At 53.4% G+C, this 16370-nt stretch carries 16 protein-coding genes and 2 pseudogenes; 12 read left to right on the top strand and 6 right to left on the bottom strand.

Going from position 1 to position 16370, the window contains the following annotated elements; translation table 11 throughout:
• Positions 1 to 12: 12 nt before the first annotated feature.
• Positions 13 to 1692, bottom strand: a complete 1680-nt coding sequence (kdpA, locus tag OGV74_RS18710; protein ID WP_086503837.1) for a potassium-transporting ATPase subunit KdpA — start codon at positions 1690 to 1692, stop codon at positions 13 to 15.
• Complete coding sequence (gene kdpF / locus OGV74_RS18705) at positions 1692 to 1781, bottom strand: K(+)-transporting ATPase subunit F (RefSeq protein ID WP_001670793.1); 90 nt, start codon at positions 1779 to 1781, stop codon at positions 1692 to 1694. Before kdpF ends, kdpA begins: the two co-directional genes overlap by 1 nt.
• 308 nt (positions 1782 to 2089) lie before the next feature.
• Here kdpF and OGV74_RS18700 point away from each other — a divergent pair, with 308 nt between their 5' ends.
• The 4 genes and pseudogenes from OGV74_RS18700 to OGV74_RS18685 all read left to right on the top strand — a co-directional run.
• On the top strand, positions 2090 to 2296 hold the full coding sequence (locus tag OGV74_RS18700) for a YbfA family protein (protein ID WP_003022870.1): 207 nt from the start codon (positions 2090 to 2092) through the stop codon (positions 2294 to 2296).
• Positions 2297 to 2385: 89 nt separating this feature from the next.
• Positions 2386 to 3339 carry a YbgA family protein gene (locus tag OGV74_RS18695; protein ID WP_003835465.1) on the top strand — a complete coding sequence of 318 codons (954 nt, stop codon included), beginning with the start codon at positions 2386 to 2388 and terminating at the stop codon, positions 3337 to 3339.
• 20 nt (positions 3340 to 3359) lie between these two features.
• Positions 3360 to 4778 (top strand): deoxyribodipyrimidine photo-lyase, encoded by a 1419-nt coding sequence (phrB, locus tag OGV74_RS18690; protein WP_086503838.1) that lies wholly within the window; start codon positions 3360 to 3362, stop codon positions 4776 to 4778.
• Positions 4772 to 5090 (top strand): annotated as a pseudogene (locus tag OGV74_RS18685) (Rpn/YhgA-type helix-turn-helix domain-containing protein); the annotation flags it as partial. The gene phrB and the pseudogene OGV74_RS18685, both read left to right, overlap by 7 nt.
• Positions 5091 to 5140: 50 nt before the next feature.
• Here the strand turns inward: OGV74_RS18685 and dtpD are convergent.
• The gene (dtpD, locus tag OGV74_RS18680) at positions 5141 to 6622 is read right to left on the bottom strand and encodes a dipeptide permease DtpD (RefSeq protein ID WP_086503839.1); all 1482 of its coding nucleotides are present in this window, start codon (positions 6620 to 6622) and stop codon (positions 5141 to 5143) included.
• Positions 6623 to 6911: 289 nt separating this feature from the next.
• Between dtpD and ybgI the strand changes: the two genes are divergently transcribed.
• The 8 genes from ybgI to nei are packed head-to-tail and all read left to right on the top strand — an operon-like array spanning position 6912 to position 13207.
• Positions 6912 to 7655: a radiation resistance protein YbgI gene (ybgI, locus tag OGV74_RS18675; RefSeq protein ID WP_086503840.1), complete on the top strand. Its 744-nt coding sequence runs from the start codon at positions 6912 to 6914 to the stop codon at positions 7653 to 7655.
• Positions 7656 to 7670: 15 nt separating this feature from the next.
• Complete coding sequence (gene pxpB, locus OGV74_RS18670; RefSeq protein WP_086503841.1) at positions 7671 to 8327, top strand: 5-oxoprolinase subunit PxpB; 657 nt, start codon at positions 7671 to 7673, stop codon at positions 8325 to 8327.
• On the top strand, positions 8321 to 9253 hold the full coding sequence (gene pxpC / locus OGV74_RS18665) for a 5-oxoprolinase subunit PxpC (RefSeq protein ID WP_286521351.1): 933 nt from the start codon (positions 8321 to 8323) through the stop codon (positions 9251 to 9253). The genes pxpB and pxpC overlap by 7 nt, the downstream gene beginning before the upstream one ends.
• Complete coding sequence (gene pxpA, locus OGV74_RS18660; protein ID WP_086503843.1) at positions 9243 to 9977, top strand: 5-oxoprolinase subunit PxpA; 735 nt, start codon at positions 9243 to 9245, stop codon at positions 9975 to 9977. The genes pxpC and pxpA overlap by 11 nt, the downstream gene beginning before the upstream one ends.
• Positions 9978 to 10032: 55 nt before the next feature.
• Positions 10033 to 10755, top strand: a complete 723-nt coding sequence (locus OGV74_RS18655; protein ID WP_003847339.1) for a DUF969 domain-containing protein — start codon at positions 10033 to 10035, stop codon at positions 10753 to 10755.
• Positions 10752 to 11747, top strand: a complete 996-nt coding sequence (locus OGV74_RS18650) for a DUF979 domain-containing protein (RefSeq protein WP_003022898.1) — start codon at positions 10752 to 10754, stop codon at positions 11745 to 11747. Before OGV74_RS18655 ends, OGV74_RS18650 begins: the two co-directional genes overlap by 4 nt.
• Positions 11748 to 11756: 9 nt before the next feature.
• On the top strand, positions 11757 to 12401 hold the full coding sequence (pcp, locus tag OGV74_RS18645) for a pyroglutamyl-peptidase I (RefSeq protein WP_086503844.1): 645 nt from the start codon (positions 11757 to 11759) through the stop codon (positions 12399 to 12401).
• 14 nt (positions 12402 to 12415) lie between these two features.
• Complete coding sequence (gene nei / locus OGV74_RS18640; protein WP_049003266.1) at positions 12416 to 13207, top strand: endonuclease VIII; 792 nt, start codon at positions 12416 to 12418, stop codon at positions 13205 to 13207.
• Here nei and OGV74_RS18635 read toward each other — a convergent pair.
• The 3 genes and pseudogenes from OGV74_RS18635 to OGV74_RS18625 form a co-directional block, all read right to left on the bottom strand.
• On the bottom strand, positions 13204 to 14250 hold the full coding sequence (locus tag OGV74_RS18635; RefSeq protein ID WP_086503845.1) for an AbrB family transcriptional regulator: 1047 nt from the start codon (positions 14248 to 14250) through the stop codon (positions 13204 to 13206). The two genes, nei and OGV74_RS18635, sit on opposite strands and share 4 nt — an antisense overlap.
• A gap of 175 nt (positions 14251 to 14425) precedes the next feature.
• Positions 14426 to 15709, bottom strand: a complete 1284-nt coding sequence (locus tag OGV74_RS18630) for a citrate synthase (RefSeq protein WP_003831404.1) — start codon at positions 15707 to 15709, stop codon at positions 14426 to 14428.
• 203 nt (positions 15710 to 15912) lie between these two features.
• Positions 15913 to 16023, bottom strand: a pseudogene (locus OGV74_RS18625) (hypothetical protein).
• Between the last annotated feature and the right edge of the window lie 347 nt (positions 16024 to 16370).

Below are 16370 nucleotides of genomic sequence, written 5' to 3'. Positions count from 1 at the left end.
GCTCCGCATCACTCAGTGTAATGACAGGTATTCTGCGACCGGGCCAAGCGCCAGGGCAGGAACAAAGGTGAGAGCGCCAACCAGTAACACCGTACCGATCAACAACCCGACAAACAGCGCGCCGTGGGTAGGTAGCGTACCGGAGCTGGCTGGCTGGATCTTTTTACTGACCAGCGATCCGGCAATCGCCATCACGGGAATGATCACGCCGAAGCGACCGAAGAACATGCATAAGGCCAGCAGGCAGTTCCAGAACGGGCTGTTGGCGCTTAACCCGGCGAAGGCGCTACCGTTGTTGTTCGAGGCGGACGACACGGCATACAGCACTTCGCTAAACCCGTGTGGACCCGGGTTAAGCATGGCGCTGCGGCCAGCTTCGGTCATCATGGCGATCGCTGTGCCGATCAGGACCAGCGCAGGGGTGACCAGAATCGCCAACGCGGTCATTTTCATTTCGCGCACGTCGATTTTCTTACCCAGATACTCTGGTGTGCGGCCAATCATTAACCCGGCGATAAATACCGCCAGCAGCACGAACAGCAGCATGCCGTACAGACCTGAACCCACGCCGCCGAAGACCACTTCACCAATCTGCATTAACCACATCGGCACCATGCCGCCCAGTGCGGTGAAGGAGTCATGCATAGCATCGACAGCGCCGCAAGATGCCGCTGTCGTCACGACGGAAAACAGACTCGTGGCCAGCACGCCAAAGCGGCTCTCTTTGCCTTCCATGTTGATATTGCTGTCTGCACCGAATGCCATCAGGTGCGGGTTGCCCTGAACTTCGGCCCACATCACCACGGCTACGCAGACCACAAATATCAGCGACATGGCCCACAGCAGGGTCCGTCCCTGGCGACGATCGCCCACCACATCACCAAAGGCAAAACACAGCGCGGTAGGAATTAAGAAAATAGCCAGCATCTGTACCAGATTGGTCAACGCGGTAGGGTTTTCAAACGGATGTGATGAGTTAGCGTTAAAGAAACCGCCCCCGTTAGTGCCAAGCATCTTAATCGCTTCCTGTGAGGCGACGGGCCCCATCGGCAGCAGTTGTTTAACCCCTTCAAGGGTGGTGATGGGCTGATAAGGCAACAGGTTTTGCAGCACACCTTGCTGAATGAAGAACAGCGCAATGAGCAATGCAATGGGGAGCAAGATCCACAGCGTAATGCGAATCAGATCGACCCAGGCGTTGCCCAAGGTGTTCATACTCTGGCGCGTGAAGGCGCGGGTCAGGGCAAAAATCACCGCAATCCCGGTTGCCGCTGACAGGAAGTTTTGTACGGTCAGCCCGACCATCTGGCTGAAGTAGCTTAAGGTGGTTTCACCAGCATAGGATTGCCAGTTGGTATTAGTGACAAAACTCACCGCGGTGTTAAGCGCCAGATCCCATGAAAGCCCTGGCAGTTGCTGGGGATTTAACGGCAGCAGGTTTTGCGCCATCAGCATCGAAAACAGGACCAGCAGGCCCAGTACATTGAGCGCGAGGATCGCCAACAGATACTGCCGCCAGTTCATCTCCTGCTGCGAGATGCCCAGAGAGCGCCACAGCATATGTTCCACGCCAGCCAGGCCCGGCAGGGACGTATTATTGATCAGTCGAGCCAGCCCAAAGCCCAGCGGTCTGGCGATGACAAACAGCACCAGCAAGAAACTGGCAATGAGTAAAAATCCTTGGGCCGCCATCAGAACGCCTCCGCATTAATCAGGGCATACACCAGATAACCTAATAATAAAAAGACCAGCACAATGCCGGTTATCACGCCTGCACTCACAGTGCACCTCCAGTGGCATAAATGTGATAACCAGAGCGTAGATTTTTACCTGCAAAGATTTCGCAAAAATCAGCGGGCGGGGTGTAAAAAAAGTATAAAAATGGCAAAAGCCATTATTTAACTAATGGTTAGTATTAATTTAACCTTTATGTAACTTAATTACGGTTTTTAGCTAAACGGAGCATCAATAGATAAAAATAAGTGGTCGGATGAGTAGCAAAATTACACACAAGGCGGTATTATTTTCATCAGTTAACCAAGTTTATTTTTCCGGTGCGATTCACCGAACAGATATATGGGAGAGGATTATGGACTTTTATAAAGAATATCCAGCACACATTGTTTTCTTGCGCCGTACCTTTGCCGTTGTGGCGGGCGTGCTGGCGCTGCCGGTCATGTTGTTCTGGAAAGACCGCGCCCGTTTTTACAGCTACCTGCACCGCGTCTGGTCTAAAACCAGTGATAAACCGGTGTGGATGGAGCAGGCTGAAAAAGCCACCTGCGATTTCTACTGATAGCTAATAAATCCCCAAAAGCCGCTGATATCAGCGGCTTTTTTGTTCATGATAGCTACACTTATCTCAGGAATGAGAAAGGAGCGATCATGAGCGAGAAAATCCCTGTAGGTATCAGTGCCTGTCTGTTGGGGGAGGCGGTTCGCTATGATGGTGGGCATAAGCGGCTAGCCTTTGCTGTGGAAGAACTGTCGCCGTGGGTCGCGTTCGAACCCGTATGCCCTGAAATGGGTATCGGGTTACCGGTCCCGAGACCTGCGCTGCATCTGGTCAAAGAGGGCGAGGCTGTCTCCCTGCGTTTTAGTGATAAGCGCGAGGGTGATTTGACAGACGTAATGACGGCTTTTAGTCAGCGACAAAGCAATCGTCTGGAGCATTTGTGTGGCTATATTGTCTGTGCAAAATCCCCCAGTTGCGGTATGGAACGGGTGCGGGTCTACGACGTGGAAGGCAAAAACAACCGTAAAGCGGGACGAGGGATCTTTACGTCCGTGCTGATGTCGACGTTACCCTGGCTTCCCGTGGAGGAGGACGGGCGTTTGCACGACCCGCAGATTCGGGAAAATTTTGTTGAGCGCATTTATGCCTTGCACGAGCTCAACGGTATCCGTCAGCAAGGGTTAACGCGCGGCGCACTAATCGATTATCACAGCCGTTACAAGCTATTACTGTTGGCCCATTCCCAGCCGGACTATCGCGAACTCGGGCGTTTTGTCGCGGCGATCGGCGAATGGCAAGATTTGCAGGCTTATTTTGTCGAGTATCGCTTAAGGCTGATGAGTTTGCTGGCGCATCTTCCCTCGCGGCGCAACCATACCAACGTGCTGATGCATGTCCAGGGCTATTTCCGTACGCAATTAAATTCTCGTCAGCGGCAGGAGCTGGCCTCTCTCATTGACGGGTATCGACGTTCGACTCAACCGCTGCTTGCGCCAATAACATTACTCAAACACTATATGGCGGAATATCCGGATGCTTATCTCTCCGGGCAGCGCTATTTCAATCCCTGGCCAGAGGCTCTGCGCTTGCGCTACGGGCGTTAAATTTTTTCTTCAGGAGTGTTATGACCACCCATTTGGTCTGGTTTCGGCGTGATTTACGCCTGCACGACAACCTCGCGCTGGCGGCGGCTTGTCGGGATCGTTCTGCGCAGGTGCTGGCGTTATATATAGCTACCCCCGAGCAGTGGAAGGCGCATGATATGGCCCCGCGCCAGGCGGCATTTACCTGCGCGCAGTTGAATGCGTTACAAACAGCGCTGGCAGAAAAAGGCATCCCTTTACTGTTTTACGAAGTGGCTGATTTTGCGGCCAGCGTGGACACCATCAAAAGTGTCTGCCTGCAGCATGACGTCAGTCGATTATTTTATAACTATCAATATGAAATAAACGAACGCCAGCGTGATGCTGCCGTCGAAAAATCTTTACCTCAGGTGGTGTGCGAAGGGTTTGACGACAGCGTGATCCTGCCTCCGGGGGCGGTGATGACCAGCAATCATGAGATGTATAAAGTGTTCACACCGTTTAAAAATGCCTGGTTGAAGCGGATTAAAGACGGTATTCCAGAATGCGTTAGCGCGCCGAAAATGAGGGACAGCGGCGCACTCAGCACGTCGTTAAGCGCAATAACGCTGAGCTATCCGCAGCAAGAATTTGATGCGCAAAGGTTTGTGGCAGAAGAAAAATTGGCCATCGCGCAATTACGCCAATTTTGCCAGCAGGCTGCAGGAGAATACGAGCAGCGGCGTGATTTTCCTGCGATTGACGGGACCAGTCGATTATCCGCGAGCTTGGCGACAGGAGGACTATCACCGCGCCAGTGCCTGAATCGACTGCTCGCGGAGCAGCCGCAGGCGCTTGAGGGCGGCAGGGGTAGCATGTGGCTGAACGAGCTTATCTGGCGCGAATTTTATCGTCATCTGATGACTTACCATCCGGCGCTGTGTCGGTATCAACCCTTTATCCGCTGGACCGATCGCGTGCAATGGCAGAATAATCCGACGCATTTGCAGGCCTGGAAAACGGGTAGTACGGGTTACCCTATTGTGGATGCGGCGATGCGTCAGCTCAACGCCACGGGCTGGATGCATAATCGTTTACGCATGATTGCGGCCAGTTTTTTGGTGAAGGACCTGCTGATTGACTGGCGTAAAGGCGAACAATATTTCATGTCGCAACTGATTGATGGTGACCTCGCGGCCAATAACGGCGGCTGGCAGTGGGCAGCCTCAACCGGAACCGACGCCGCACCGTATTTCCGTATCTTTAACCCCACGACGCAGGGCGAAAAATTCGACCGTGACGGTGAGTTTATCCGCCAGTGGGTGCCGGAATTGCGCGACGTGCCGGGTAAAGCCATTCATAATCCGTGGTCGTGGGCAGAAAAAGCGCAGGTAACACTAAGTTATCCTCGCCCGATTGTGGATCATAAACAGGCAAGGCTGGCGACGCTGGCGGCATATGAGGCGGCGCGTAAAGGATAGCGCAGCTGGAATTAATGCAAAAACATATCCGTCAGCGGGATTTGATGGGGCTGGTAGAGCAACTGACCACGCTACTACTTACCTGATGCGCTAATGACACGCAACTGCAGGCGCTGCTTAATTACATCCTACGATCCGGCGATTAATCTCGCTTTAATGAGTTTATGCAAGAGATGGCACAACGGATCCCCCAACACAGGAGAAGTTGCATTACGTATAGCGCAAACTATGTTGGAGCAGGGAATAGATCGCGCAATGGTACGACTAGTGACGGGGCTTACTGAAGAGGAACTCGCTGCAAGTTATGCGTAATTACCCGAAAAAACAGGCCCGAATAGTATTACATCATCGGGCCCTTACACTCAGGATTCTACCGCCAGCGGACGGTTTCTGAACTTAAGCGACTGGTACAGCCAAATCAGCAGCACCAACACCACGCAGGCCAGCGCGCCCCAGGTAATTTCGCTAAAGACATCAATATACGCATTGATGGAGTAGTTGATAGCGCCAGCAGCATCAAACGAGCCTTGCGACGTCTGATCGGCGATAACGCCTGCCAGATAGTTGGCGATGGCGCCGGACAGCAGCATATAAATGCCTGTTAATACGCCAGTCACCCCAGGGATCTCAATACGCGTAATTTGCGACATCGCCACCGGGTCGATAAACAGTTCGGCAAAGCCCATGACCGCCAGCCCCAATACCATCAGCGGCATGGAAGAGTGGCCGTAAGCTGCGGACCAGCGGGCGCTTAAAGTCAGAATGCAGAACCCTGTGCTCATTAAACCGAGGCCAAGGGCAAATTTACCCCAAATACGTACGGTACGATTGCCGTCAACGCTTTCTTTGACTACCCAGGCCAGCACGATACCGCACAGCATAACGGCAAAGGCGTTAACCGACTGGAACATCGCAGTCGGGACGGAATATCCCAAAATATCGCGATTTACGAAGCGGTCAATATACAGGCTAATCGAGCTGCCGCCCTGTTGAGCAAAGGCCCAGAACAGCAAGCTGAAGAAGGTCAGCGTGACGATAAGCCCCAATTCTTTGCGCTGCTTTTGGGTTTGCGCCTGACGGTAAATCTTCGCCAGAACCGCCAGACCAATAACCGTGGCAACAATCAGTGCGTAAACGGACCACTCTTTCCAGAACAGGACGGTAATCAGTAACGGTGCTGCAACCAGCAGAACTAACAGCCAGGCCCAGTTTGGCAGCATATACTTTTTCGCACACAGCACGGCCTTGTTGACGCCAGTGGTATGAGCGAAATGGCGATTACCGCATAAGAAAATCACCAACCCTGCCAGCATGCCAATCGCAGCCAGCGCAAAGCCCATCGCCCAGCTGTACTCTTCCTGCACGTATCCGCAGGCAATCGGTGCGATGATCGAACCGATGTTACCGGCTGCGTAGAGCAGAGAGAATCCACCGTCGCGACGCGGATCTTCAGGTTGATATAACTCGCCCAGCAGGCAACTAATGTTGGATTTAAACAGACCGTAGCCGCAGACAATGATCGCCAGCGACAAATAAAGGAACGCCGGAGCCATTTCGCTTGCGCCCAATACCAGATGTCCCACCGCCATTAAAAATGCGCCGATCATCACCGCCATTCGATTACCGAGCACTTTATCTGCCAGGTATCCCCCGAGAATAGGCGTGACGTAGACCAGCGAACAGTAGGCGCTGAACAGTTCATATGCGTGATTATCGTCGTACTTAAGCTGGTTAGTGAGATACAGGATCAGCAGCGCACGCATGCCGTAAAAACTGAAATATTCCCAGATTTGTAGCGCGACGACGTAATAAATCGCCCGTGGTTGAGATGCTTGTTTATTCATTATTTTCTCGAAGTAAATGCCTCGCGACAGGCTGAGCGTACTGCGCGAGTGTGTTTCCTTAAAGTTGTAACTTTGATACAGATCTGATTATTTTTGCAATATGCTGTCTGATTGCATAAATATACATGAATTGGATCGCGTAGTGGTAAGCAAATCATGTTCAAAGCGGGTGTGATTGTTTCTTGATGTGTCAGTGAAATGGCTATCGACGAACGCAGGCGAGGACGCTATTTTAACCTAAGCTGTGTTGCTGATTAGGCAGGCAGAATTAATGACTACGAGGACGATGATGAAAAACACCGAACTGGAACAACTGATCAACGACAAACTGAACAGCGCCGCCATTAGCGACTATGCGCCGAATGGTTTGCAGGTTGAGGGCAAAGAGACGGTGCATAAAATCGTGACCGGCGTGACCGCAAGTCAGGCGCTGCTGGATGAGGCGGTGCGCCTGCAGGCCGATGCGGTTATCGTTCATCACGGTTATTTCTGGAAAGGCGAATCTCCGGTAATTCGCGGCATGAAGCGCCATCGTCTGAAAACGCTGTTGGAAAACGATATCAACCTGTATGGCTGGCACCTGCCGCTGGATGCTCACCCAGAACTGGGGAATAACGCGCAGTTGGCCGCGCTGTTGGGGATTACCGTGATGGGTGAGATCGAACCGCTGGTGCCATGGGGAGAACTCTCCATGCCGGTTCCGGGACTGGAACTGGCATCGTGGATTGAAGCGCGCTTAGGCCGTAAGCCGTTATGGTGCGGTGATACCGGGCCGGAAACCGTTCAGCGCGTCGCCTGGTGTACGGGGGGCGGTCAAAGTTTTATTGATAGCGCCGCCCAGTTTGGCGTCGATGCTTTTATCACCGGTGAAGTTTCAGAGCAAACCATTCACTCAGCTCGCGAGCAGGGTCTGCATTTTTATGCTGCCGGTCACCATGCGACCGAACGCGGCGGCATTCGCGCATTAAGCGATTGGCTTAATGAAAATACCGATCTGGACGTGACCTTTATCGATATTCCTAATCCAGCGTAATAAAGAGGGACGAAAGTGCAGCGAGCGCGTTGTTATCTGTTAGGTGAAACGGCAGTGGTTCTTGAACTGGAACCGCCCATTACGCTGGCGACTCAGAAACGCATCTGGCGTCTGGCCCAGCGTCTGGTTGATGCCCCGAATGTACTGGAAGCTATTCCAGGCATGAACAATATCACGGTGACCTTGCGCGACCCGCAAACGCTGGCGCTGGATGCGATTGAGCGCCTGCAACGCTGGTGGGAAGAGAGTGAAGCACTGGAGCCGGATTCGCGCTTTATTGAAATTCCCGTTATCTATGGCGGTGAGGCCGGCCCCGATCTGGCAGAGGTCGCCCGGCACAGCGGATTAAGTGAAAAGCAGGTTGTGGAACTTCATGCGTCGGTTGATTACGTGGTGTGGTTTATCGGTTTTCAGCCGGGATTCCCCTATCTCGGGAGCTTACCTGAACAACTGCATACCCCCAGACGTGCGGAACCTCGTTTGCTTGTTCCGGCAGGTTCTGTCGGTATCGGTGGATCTCAAACGGGGATCTACCCGCTTTCCACGCCTGGCGGGTGGCAATTGATTGGGCGTACCTCCGTTTCGTTATTTGATCCAAAACGGGAGGAGCCGATTCTGTTACGGGCTGGCGATACCGTGCGTTTTGTCCCGCAGAAGGAGGGGATATGTTAAACATCATCCGCGCTGGTATGTACACCTCAGTACAGGACGGGGGACGTCATAGTTTTCGTCAATCCGGAATCAGTCACTGTGGGGCGCTGGATAAACCGGCGCTGAACGTGGCTAACCTGCTGGTGGGTAATGATGCGAATGCCGCAGCGCTGGAAATCACGCTGGGGCAACTGGTGGTGGAGTTTGAAGCCGATGGCTGGTTTGCCCTGACCGGTGCCGGATGCGAAGCGCATCTGGATCGTACGCCCGTGTGGAGCGGATGGCGGTTACCGGTAAAAGCCGGGCAGCGCCTGACGCTAAAACGTCCGCTTCATGGCATGCGCAGTTATCTGGCGGTAGCGGGCGGTATTGATGTTCCCGAAGTGATGGGCTCGCGTAGTACCGATCTGAAAGTGGGCATTGGTGGGTTTGAAGGGCGTCTACTGCGTGATGGCGATCGACTGGCGATTGGCGTATCTACCCGGCAATTCAGCGAGCCGCAAGGTGTTAAGCAACTGATGTGGGGTAATCTCATTCGCGCGCTGCCCGGACCTGAATATCAGGAGTTTGATGAGGTATCGCAGGCTTCGTTCTGGCGCTCACCGTGGCAACTTAGCCCACAAAGTAACCGTATGGGGTATCGTCTTCAGGGTCAGCCGCTGACGCGTACGACCGATCGCGAGCTGCTATCACATGGCTTGCTCCCCGGCGCGGTGCAGGTTCCACATAATGGTCAGCCAATTGTGCTGATGAACGATGCGCAGACGACGGGCGGCTATCCGCGCATCGCCTGTATTATTGAGGCAGATATGTATCATCTGGCGCAGATCCCGCTCGGTCAACCGATTCATTTTGTGCAGTGCTCGCTGGAGGAAGCGCTGAAGGCGCGGTACGACCAGCAGCGTTACCTGGAACAGTTAGCATGGCGACTTAACAATGAAAATTGATCTCAATGCAGACCTCGGTGAGGGATGTGCGAACGATGCAGCGTTGCTGCAATTGGTGTCATCGGCCAACATCGCCTGTGGGTTTCACGCAGGCGATGCGCAAACCATGCTCTCAAGCGTGCGCGAAGCGCTAAAAAATGGCGTAGCGATAGGTGCGCACCCCAGCTTTCCGGATCGGGAAAATTTTGGTCGTAGTGCCATGACCCTGCCTGCGCAAACGGTGTATGCGCAGACGCTGTATCAAATTGGCGCGCTGGCTGCCATCACGCGGGCGGAGGGCGGTGTGATGCATCATGTCAAACCGCATGGCATGCTCTATAACCAGGCAGCGAAAGATCCTCAACTGGCTGATGCGATTGCGAAAGCGGTTCATGCCTGCGATCCGTCGCTGGTTTTAGTGGGACTGGCGGGAAGCGAACTGATTTGTGCTGGAGAACACTATGGCCTGGTAACGCGTCAGGAGGTGTTTGCCGATCGGGGTTATCAGGCCGATGGCAGCCTGGTGCCGCGTAGTCAGCCGGGCGCACTGATTGAGGATGAAGAGCAGGCGCTGGCGCAAACGTTAGAAATGGTGCAATCCGGCAGAGTAAAAAGCCAATGTGGGACATGGGCGAGCGTGACTGCCCAGACGGTATGCATTCATGGGGATGGCGAGCACGCACTCGCTTTTGCCCGTCGCTTGCGTAGCGCCTTTAATGCATGCAATATCGAAATTAGTGCATAAGATTTACCATACAAAACAACAATATATTACACAACAACATATACGGGAATGAATTATGGGAGAGGTAATTTCTCTCTGGCCATTGACGGGGATCGCCGTCATCGTGGTCGGATTTCTTTTACGTTTTAACCCGGTATTGGTGGTTATTATTGCCGGGATCGTCACGGGACTGGCGGCGCATATGCCTATCGCCACTATTCTCGAGAAACTGGGTGAAGGTTTTCTTAACACCCGCAACCTGCCGTTTATCCTGCTGATCCCACTGGCGGTAATCGGTCTGCTGGAGCGTCACGGTCTGAAAGAGCGTGCGCAGGCGTGGATCGCAAAAATCCGCAGCGCCACCAGTGGCCGCCTGCTGATTGTCTATCTGTTCATTCGCGAAGCGACCGCTGCATTAGGACTCACCAGTCTGGGGGGGCATCCGCAAATGGTGCGTCCGCTGCTGGCGCCGATGGCGGAAGGGGCCGCTGAGAAAAATCACGGCGAGATACCTGGGGCGGTACGCTATCGACTGCGCGCAATGTCAGCGGCGACCGATAACGTCGGGCTGTTTTTCGGTGAAGATATCTTTGTTGCTTTCGGCGCTATCATCTTCATGCATAACTTTATGCTGGAGTCTGGTGGGATCCAGACCGAACCGCTGCATATCGCCCTGTGGGGGATCCCAACGGCAATTTGTGCTTTCCTGATCCACGGCACACGTTTGTGGCGTCTGGATAGCTATTTGCAACGTGAGGTGGCGAAAGCGAATGCCGCAGCGAAAGGGGAAGCGCAATGAATTTTCAACAAAGCTATCTCTACTGGCTGGCGGGCGCGGTATTACTGATTGTGGCCGTCATGTCCTGGCAGGATAAAGCGAACCCGCGTCGTTTCACCACTGGCCTGTTTTGGGGCATATACGGCGTACTGTTTCTGCTTGGCGACTGGACATTCTCGCTGTTTGGCGACAAGCGCGCGGTGCATATTGCCGTCGGTATTGCGGTGGTCGTCCTGGCGCTGATCGCCGGTTTTGGCGGCGTGAAGCTGGGAAGTTACCATCAACGGACGCAGCAACAACGCGAAGAGAGCGCCAGCCGACTGGGCAACCGCCTTTTTTTCCCGGCGCTGGCGATCCCGGTAGTAACGGTTATTGGCGTGCTGATGTTCAACCATATTCCGGGCTTACAGGATGCGCTGTTTGGGCCGGGTAATCACGCCACGCTGGTGACGCTTTTTTCCATGACCGCAGGTTCGTTGATTGGCCTGGCGATGGCAATAAAAATGACCCATGAGCGGGTGCATCAACCGATCCAGGAGGCGCGCCGTCTGCTGGACTCCATCGGCTGGGCGTTCATCCTGCCACAGATTCTGGCCACGCTCGGGCTGTTGTTTACGGCAGCGGGCGTAGGCAACGGCATTTCATATCTGACGCAGGAATATCTGGCGGTAGACAGTCGCTTTATCGCAGTGGCGGTGTACACCATCGGCATGGCATTGCTGACTATGGTGATGGGCAATGCGTTTGCTGCTTTTCCGATCGTGACCGCTGGGATTGGTATTCCGATTCTTGTACTGCAACATGGCGGTAATCCGGCGGTAATGGCGGCGATTGGTATGTTCTCCGGTTATTGCGGGACACTGATGACGCCGATGGCGGCGAACTTTAACATTGTCCCTGCTGCGCTGCTGGAACTACCGGACAAAAATGCGGTGATTAAAGCGCAGGTGCCAACCGGTATACTGCTGCTGCTGGTCAACGTGTTCCTGATGTATTTCCTGATGTTCTTGTAAGGTGACAGGATGAAAACAGTACTCATCACGGGATTTGAACCCTTTGGCGGCGAGTCAGTTAACCCTTCCTGGGAAGTGGTCTCGGGACTCGATAATGTTATCATCGGTGGATGCCGCGTCGTTGCCCGCCAACTGCCGTGCGTCTTTGGCGAGTCTCTTGCCGTACTCAATGGCGCGATTGATGCGCTGTCGCCATCGCTGGTTCTGGCGGTGGGGCAGGCGGGTGGTCGCACGGATATCACCGTGGAACGCGTGGCGATTAACGTTGACGATGCGCGTATTGCGGATAATCAGGGGCAACAGCCGGTAGATGTGCCGGTTGTAGCCGATGGTCCAGCGGCATGGTTTAGCACGCTGCCGATCAAAGCGATGGTTGTGGCTATGCGCAACGCGGGAATTCCGGCTTCGGTTTCCCAGACCGCTGGCACTTTCGTGTGTAACCACGTGATGTATGGCCTGCTGCATAAACTACGCGACGCACCGGCGGTGAAGGGCGGCTTTATTCACATCCCTTATTTGCCGCAACAGGCCGCACAGCATCCCGGGGCGCCAAGTATGGCGGCTGAAACAGTACGCCGGGCGCTGGAAGTCGCAATTGCCACCGCCTTGCAGGTGGAAAGCGATATCGCAGTGACGGGCGGCGCAACACATTAACAAAGGACAGTATTATGCCTGAAGGCCCGGAGATCCGCCGCGCGGCGGATAACCTGGAGGCGGCAGTCAAAGGCAAACCCCTGACGGAAGTCTGGTTTGCCTTTGAGCAGTTAAAACCGTATGAATCTCAACTAATTGGGCAGAGTGTTACCCAGCTTGAAACGCGAGGGAAAGCATTACTGACCCATTTTTCCAATGGCCTGACGCTGTACAGTCACAATCAGCTCTATGGCGTGTGGCGAGTGGTGGATACGGGCAACATCCCGCAGACCTCGCGGGTACTCCGTGTCAGATTGCAAACGCAAGACAAAACTATCCTGCTGTATAGCGCGTCTGATATCGAAATGCTGACGCCAGAACAGCTCGCCACCCACCCGTTCCTGCAACGGGTAGGGCCGGATGTACTGGATTTACGTTTAACGCCCGATGACGTTAAAGCGCGTCTGTTATCTCCGCGTTTTTGCAATCGCCAGTTTTCTGGTCTGCTACTGGACCAGGCTTTTCTGGCGGGATTAGGTAACTACTTGCGGGTAGAGATCCTTTGGCAGGTTGGGTTGACCGGGCAGCATAAAGCGTCGCAGCTTAGTGATGAGCAACTGGATCAACTGGCACATGCGCTGCTTGATATTCCGCGCCTGTCTTATAATACCCGCGGGCTGGTCGATGAGAATAAACATCACGGTGCGTTGTTTCGCTTCAAGGTCTTTCATCGGGACGGCGAAGCCTGTGAGCGTTGTGGTGGGACTATCGAGAAAACGATGCTCTCTTCGCGACCTTTTTACTGGTGTCCGGGATGTCAGCACTAAGCGGGCCGTTTTGGCGCGTGCACCGAAATAAACCGCGCGACTGCGGGGCCAGTTAACAAAATGCTGAACAGTCGCAGGGTTTGCATCGCCATGATGAGCGCCATATCAGCGTGGCTTCCTGCGGCAATCACCGCGACAGAATCCACGCCACCTGGGCTGGTTGCCAGATAGGCAGTGAGAAAATCAATCTGCATGTAATGCGCCAGTCCCCAGGCCATAGCGGCGCAGATCGCCATTAGTGAAAAAATGGACAACAGGATCTGCGGCAGTGGTCGTAATGCCATTAGAAAGATCTGTTTGTCAAAGCCAAGGCCGATTTGCCAGCCGATGGCCATATAGGCTATCGCCAGTAGCCATTCCGGCAGTTCAATCACCATCACTCCGCTTGCATTCAGCAAGGCACCCACCAGCATCGGCAATAGCATGACGCCAGAGGGAATACGCAGTAAGCGTCCAGCCGTGCCGGCAACGGCGGCCAGCATCAGAGTGCTGAAAAGATTGCCGCTTAGCGGCGGAAACCAGATGATTTGTTCACTGACCGTTTGGGCCTGGTCGCCCATCACCAGCCGGGTAACCAGCGCTGCCGCGCCGACCACCAACAGTACGCGCAGATACTGCATAAACGCCACCAGGCGGATGTCGGCACCATAATCCTGCGCCATCGCCACCATGGCCGCTGCGCCGCCTGGGGAAGAGCCCCATGCGCCGGTGTTGCCCGGTAAAGTACTGTAGCGAACCAGCAGCCAGCCAATTACCGCGCTGCTGATAAGGGTTGCCAGCAGGATAACAATCACCATCGGCCAGTGGGCTGCAAGGGTTGTGAAGATTGAACCGGTCAGATTTTGGGCAATCATGCAGCCGAGAATCGCCTGCGCGCCAAGAAATGTGCAGCGGGGAGGATGCAGAGTGATGCCGCGCAGACTGAAGATGATGCCGACGATCATCGAACCGAGCAGCAATGGTCCTGGAAGATGGATAAACAGAAAGAGCAGGGAAAGCAGGAGCGATAGCACAAACAACAGGCTCCACTGCAAAACAGGCATCCCATGCTCCTGAGTAAAATGTGAGAAATCTCAGTAAATCATAGAGAAAGCACGATAAGAATAAAATAATGTGGATCAAATAAAAACAGGCCGGATACAGGCATTACCGCCTTGTCCGGCCTGGGAGCGTTTATAACTGCAAGCCGGACAGACGCTGGCGCCATCCGGCAGACAATTAACGCTTAATATCAGATTTAAAATCGCGCTTGTCGTAGCCGGTGTACAGCTGACGCGGACGGGCGATTTTCATGCCGTCGGTGTGCATTTCGTTCCAGTGTGCAATCCAGCCAACGGTACGCGCCATGGCGAAGATAACGGTGAACATGGAGGACGGAATACCCATCGCTTTCAGGATTATGCCGGAGTAGAAGTCTACGTTCGGGTAGAGTTTCTTCTCGATGAAGTATGGGTCGTTGAGCGCAATGTGCTCAAGTTCCATCGCCACTTCCAGCAGATCATCTTTGGTGCCCAGTTCTTTCAGCACTTCGTGGCAGGTTTCACGCATGACGGTAGCGCGCGGGTCATAGTTTTTATAAACACGGTGACCAAAGCCCATCAGGCGGAAGGAATCATTCTTGTCTTTCGCGCGGCGAACAAATTCCGGAATGTGTTTAACAGAGCTGATTTCTTCCAGCATTTTCAGCGCAGCTTCGTTTGCGCCGCCGTGTGCCGGTCCCCACAGGGAAGCGATACCAGCCGCGATGCAGGCAAACGGGTTAGCGCCAGAAGAGCCCGCGGTACGTACGGTAGAGGTTGAGGCGTTCTGTTCGTGGTCAGCGTGCAGGATTAAGATACGATCCATTGCGCGTTCCAGAATCGGATTCACTTCGTATTTTTCGCACGGCGTAGAGAACATCATGTTCAGGAAGTTACCGGCGTAGGAGAGATCGTTACGCGGGTACACGAACGGCTGCCCGATGGAATACTTATAGCACATCGCTGCCATAGTTGGCATTTTGGACAGCAGGCGGAAGGCGGCGATTTCACGGTGACGCGCGTTGTTTACATCCAGCGAGTCGTGATAAAACGCTGCCAGCGCTCCGGTGACACCGCACATAACGGCCATCGGGTGAGAGTCGCGGCGGAAACCGTGGAACAGACGCGTGATCTGCTCGTGGATCATGGTATGGCGAGTGACTGTGGTTTTGAACTCGTCGTACTCTTCCTGCGTCGGTTTTTCGCCGTACAGCAGGATATAACACACTTCCAGATAGTTGGACTCGGTCGCCAACTGGTCAATCGGGAAGCCGCGATGCAGCAAAACACCTTCGTCACCGTCGATGAAAGTAATTTTGGATTCGCAGGATGCGGTAGAGGTAAAACCTGGGTCAAAAGTAAACATCCCTTTTGAGCCAAGGCTACGAATATCAATAACGTCCTGACCGAGCGTACCTTTCAGCACATCCAGTTCAATAGCAGCATCACCATTTAGAGTGAGTTTTGCTTTAGTATCAGCCATTTACGGTCTCCTTAGCGCCTTATTGCTTAAGACTGCCGGAACTCAAATTTGCCTTCGTGCATCAATAAACCGTTACCAGTTTGTTATTTGGCTCGCCGCTCTGCGAAAGAGGGGATGACCTGGGTACAGAGCTATGGGCGCTTGCAGGTAAAACGGTCTTTTTATGGCGAATAAACTGCAAATCAAGAACTTAGCAATCCGAATTATTTAACCTGTCTATCACTAATAACTGTCCTGAAGGTATTGGTCAATACTTCCACACTGTTACATAACTAAATCTCCGGTGAAAGAGTGACCCCATAACTTTTACGCATTATATGCTTTTTCTGGTGTCGTTTGTAACAACTTTGTTTAATGATTGTCAAATCAGATGATTAAAAATTAAAATAATGTTGTTATCGTGACCTATGTCACTGTTCGGGATAAAACCCGACAAACTATATGTAGGTTAATTGTAATGATTTTGTGAACGTCCTATACTGCCGCCAGGTCTCCGGAATACCCTGCAATCCCGAGCCAACCAGCGTTGTAACGTGTCGTTTTAGCATCTGGAAGCAGTGTTTTATATGACGCGTAGTTATAGTAAGGACGCTGTCTGACCCGCACGCAGACCGGAGGAAGGAAATCCCGTCGTCTTTCAGGCTACAGGTGTCTTCATCTT

Source organism: Citrobacter sp. Cf116 (genome assembly GCF_030336505.1).
Taxonomy (GTDB): Bacteria; Pseudomonadota; Gammaproteobacteria; order Enterobacterales; family Enterobacteriaceae; genus Citrobacter; species Citrobacter freundii.
Note: the sequence above shows the minus strand (reverse complement) of the source record. Positions and strands in the feature narration are given on the sequence as shown.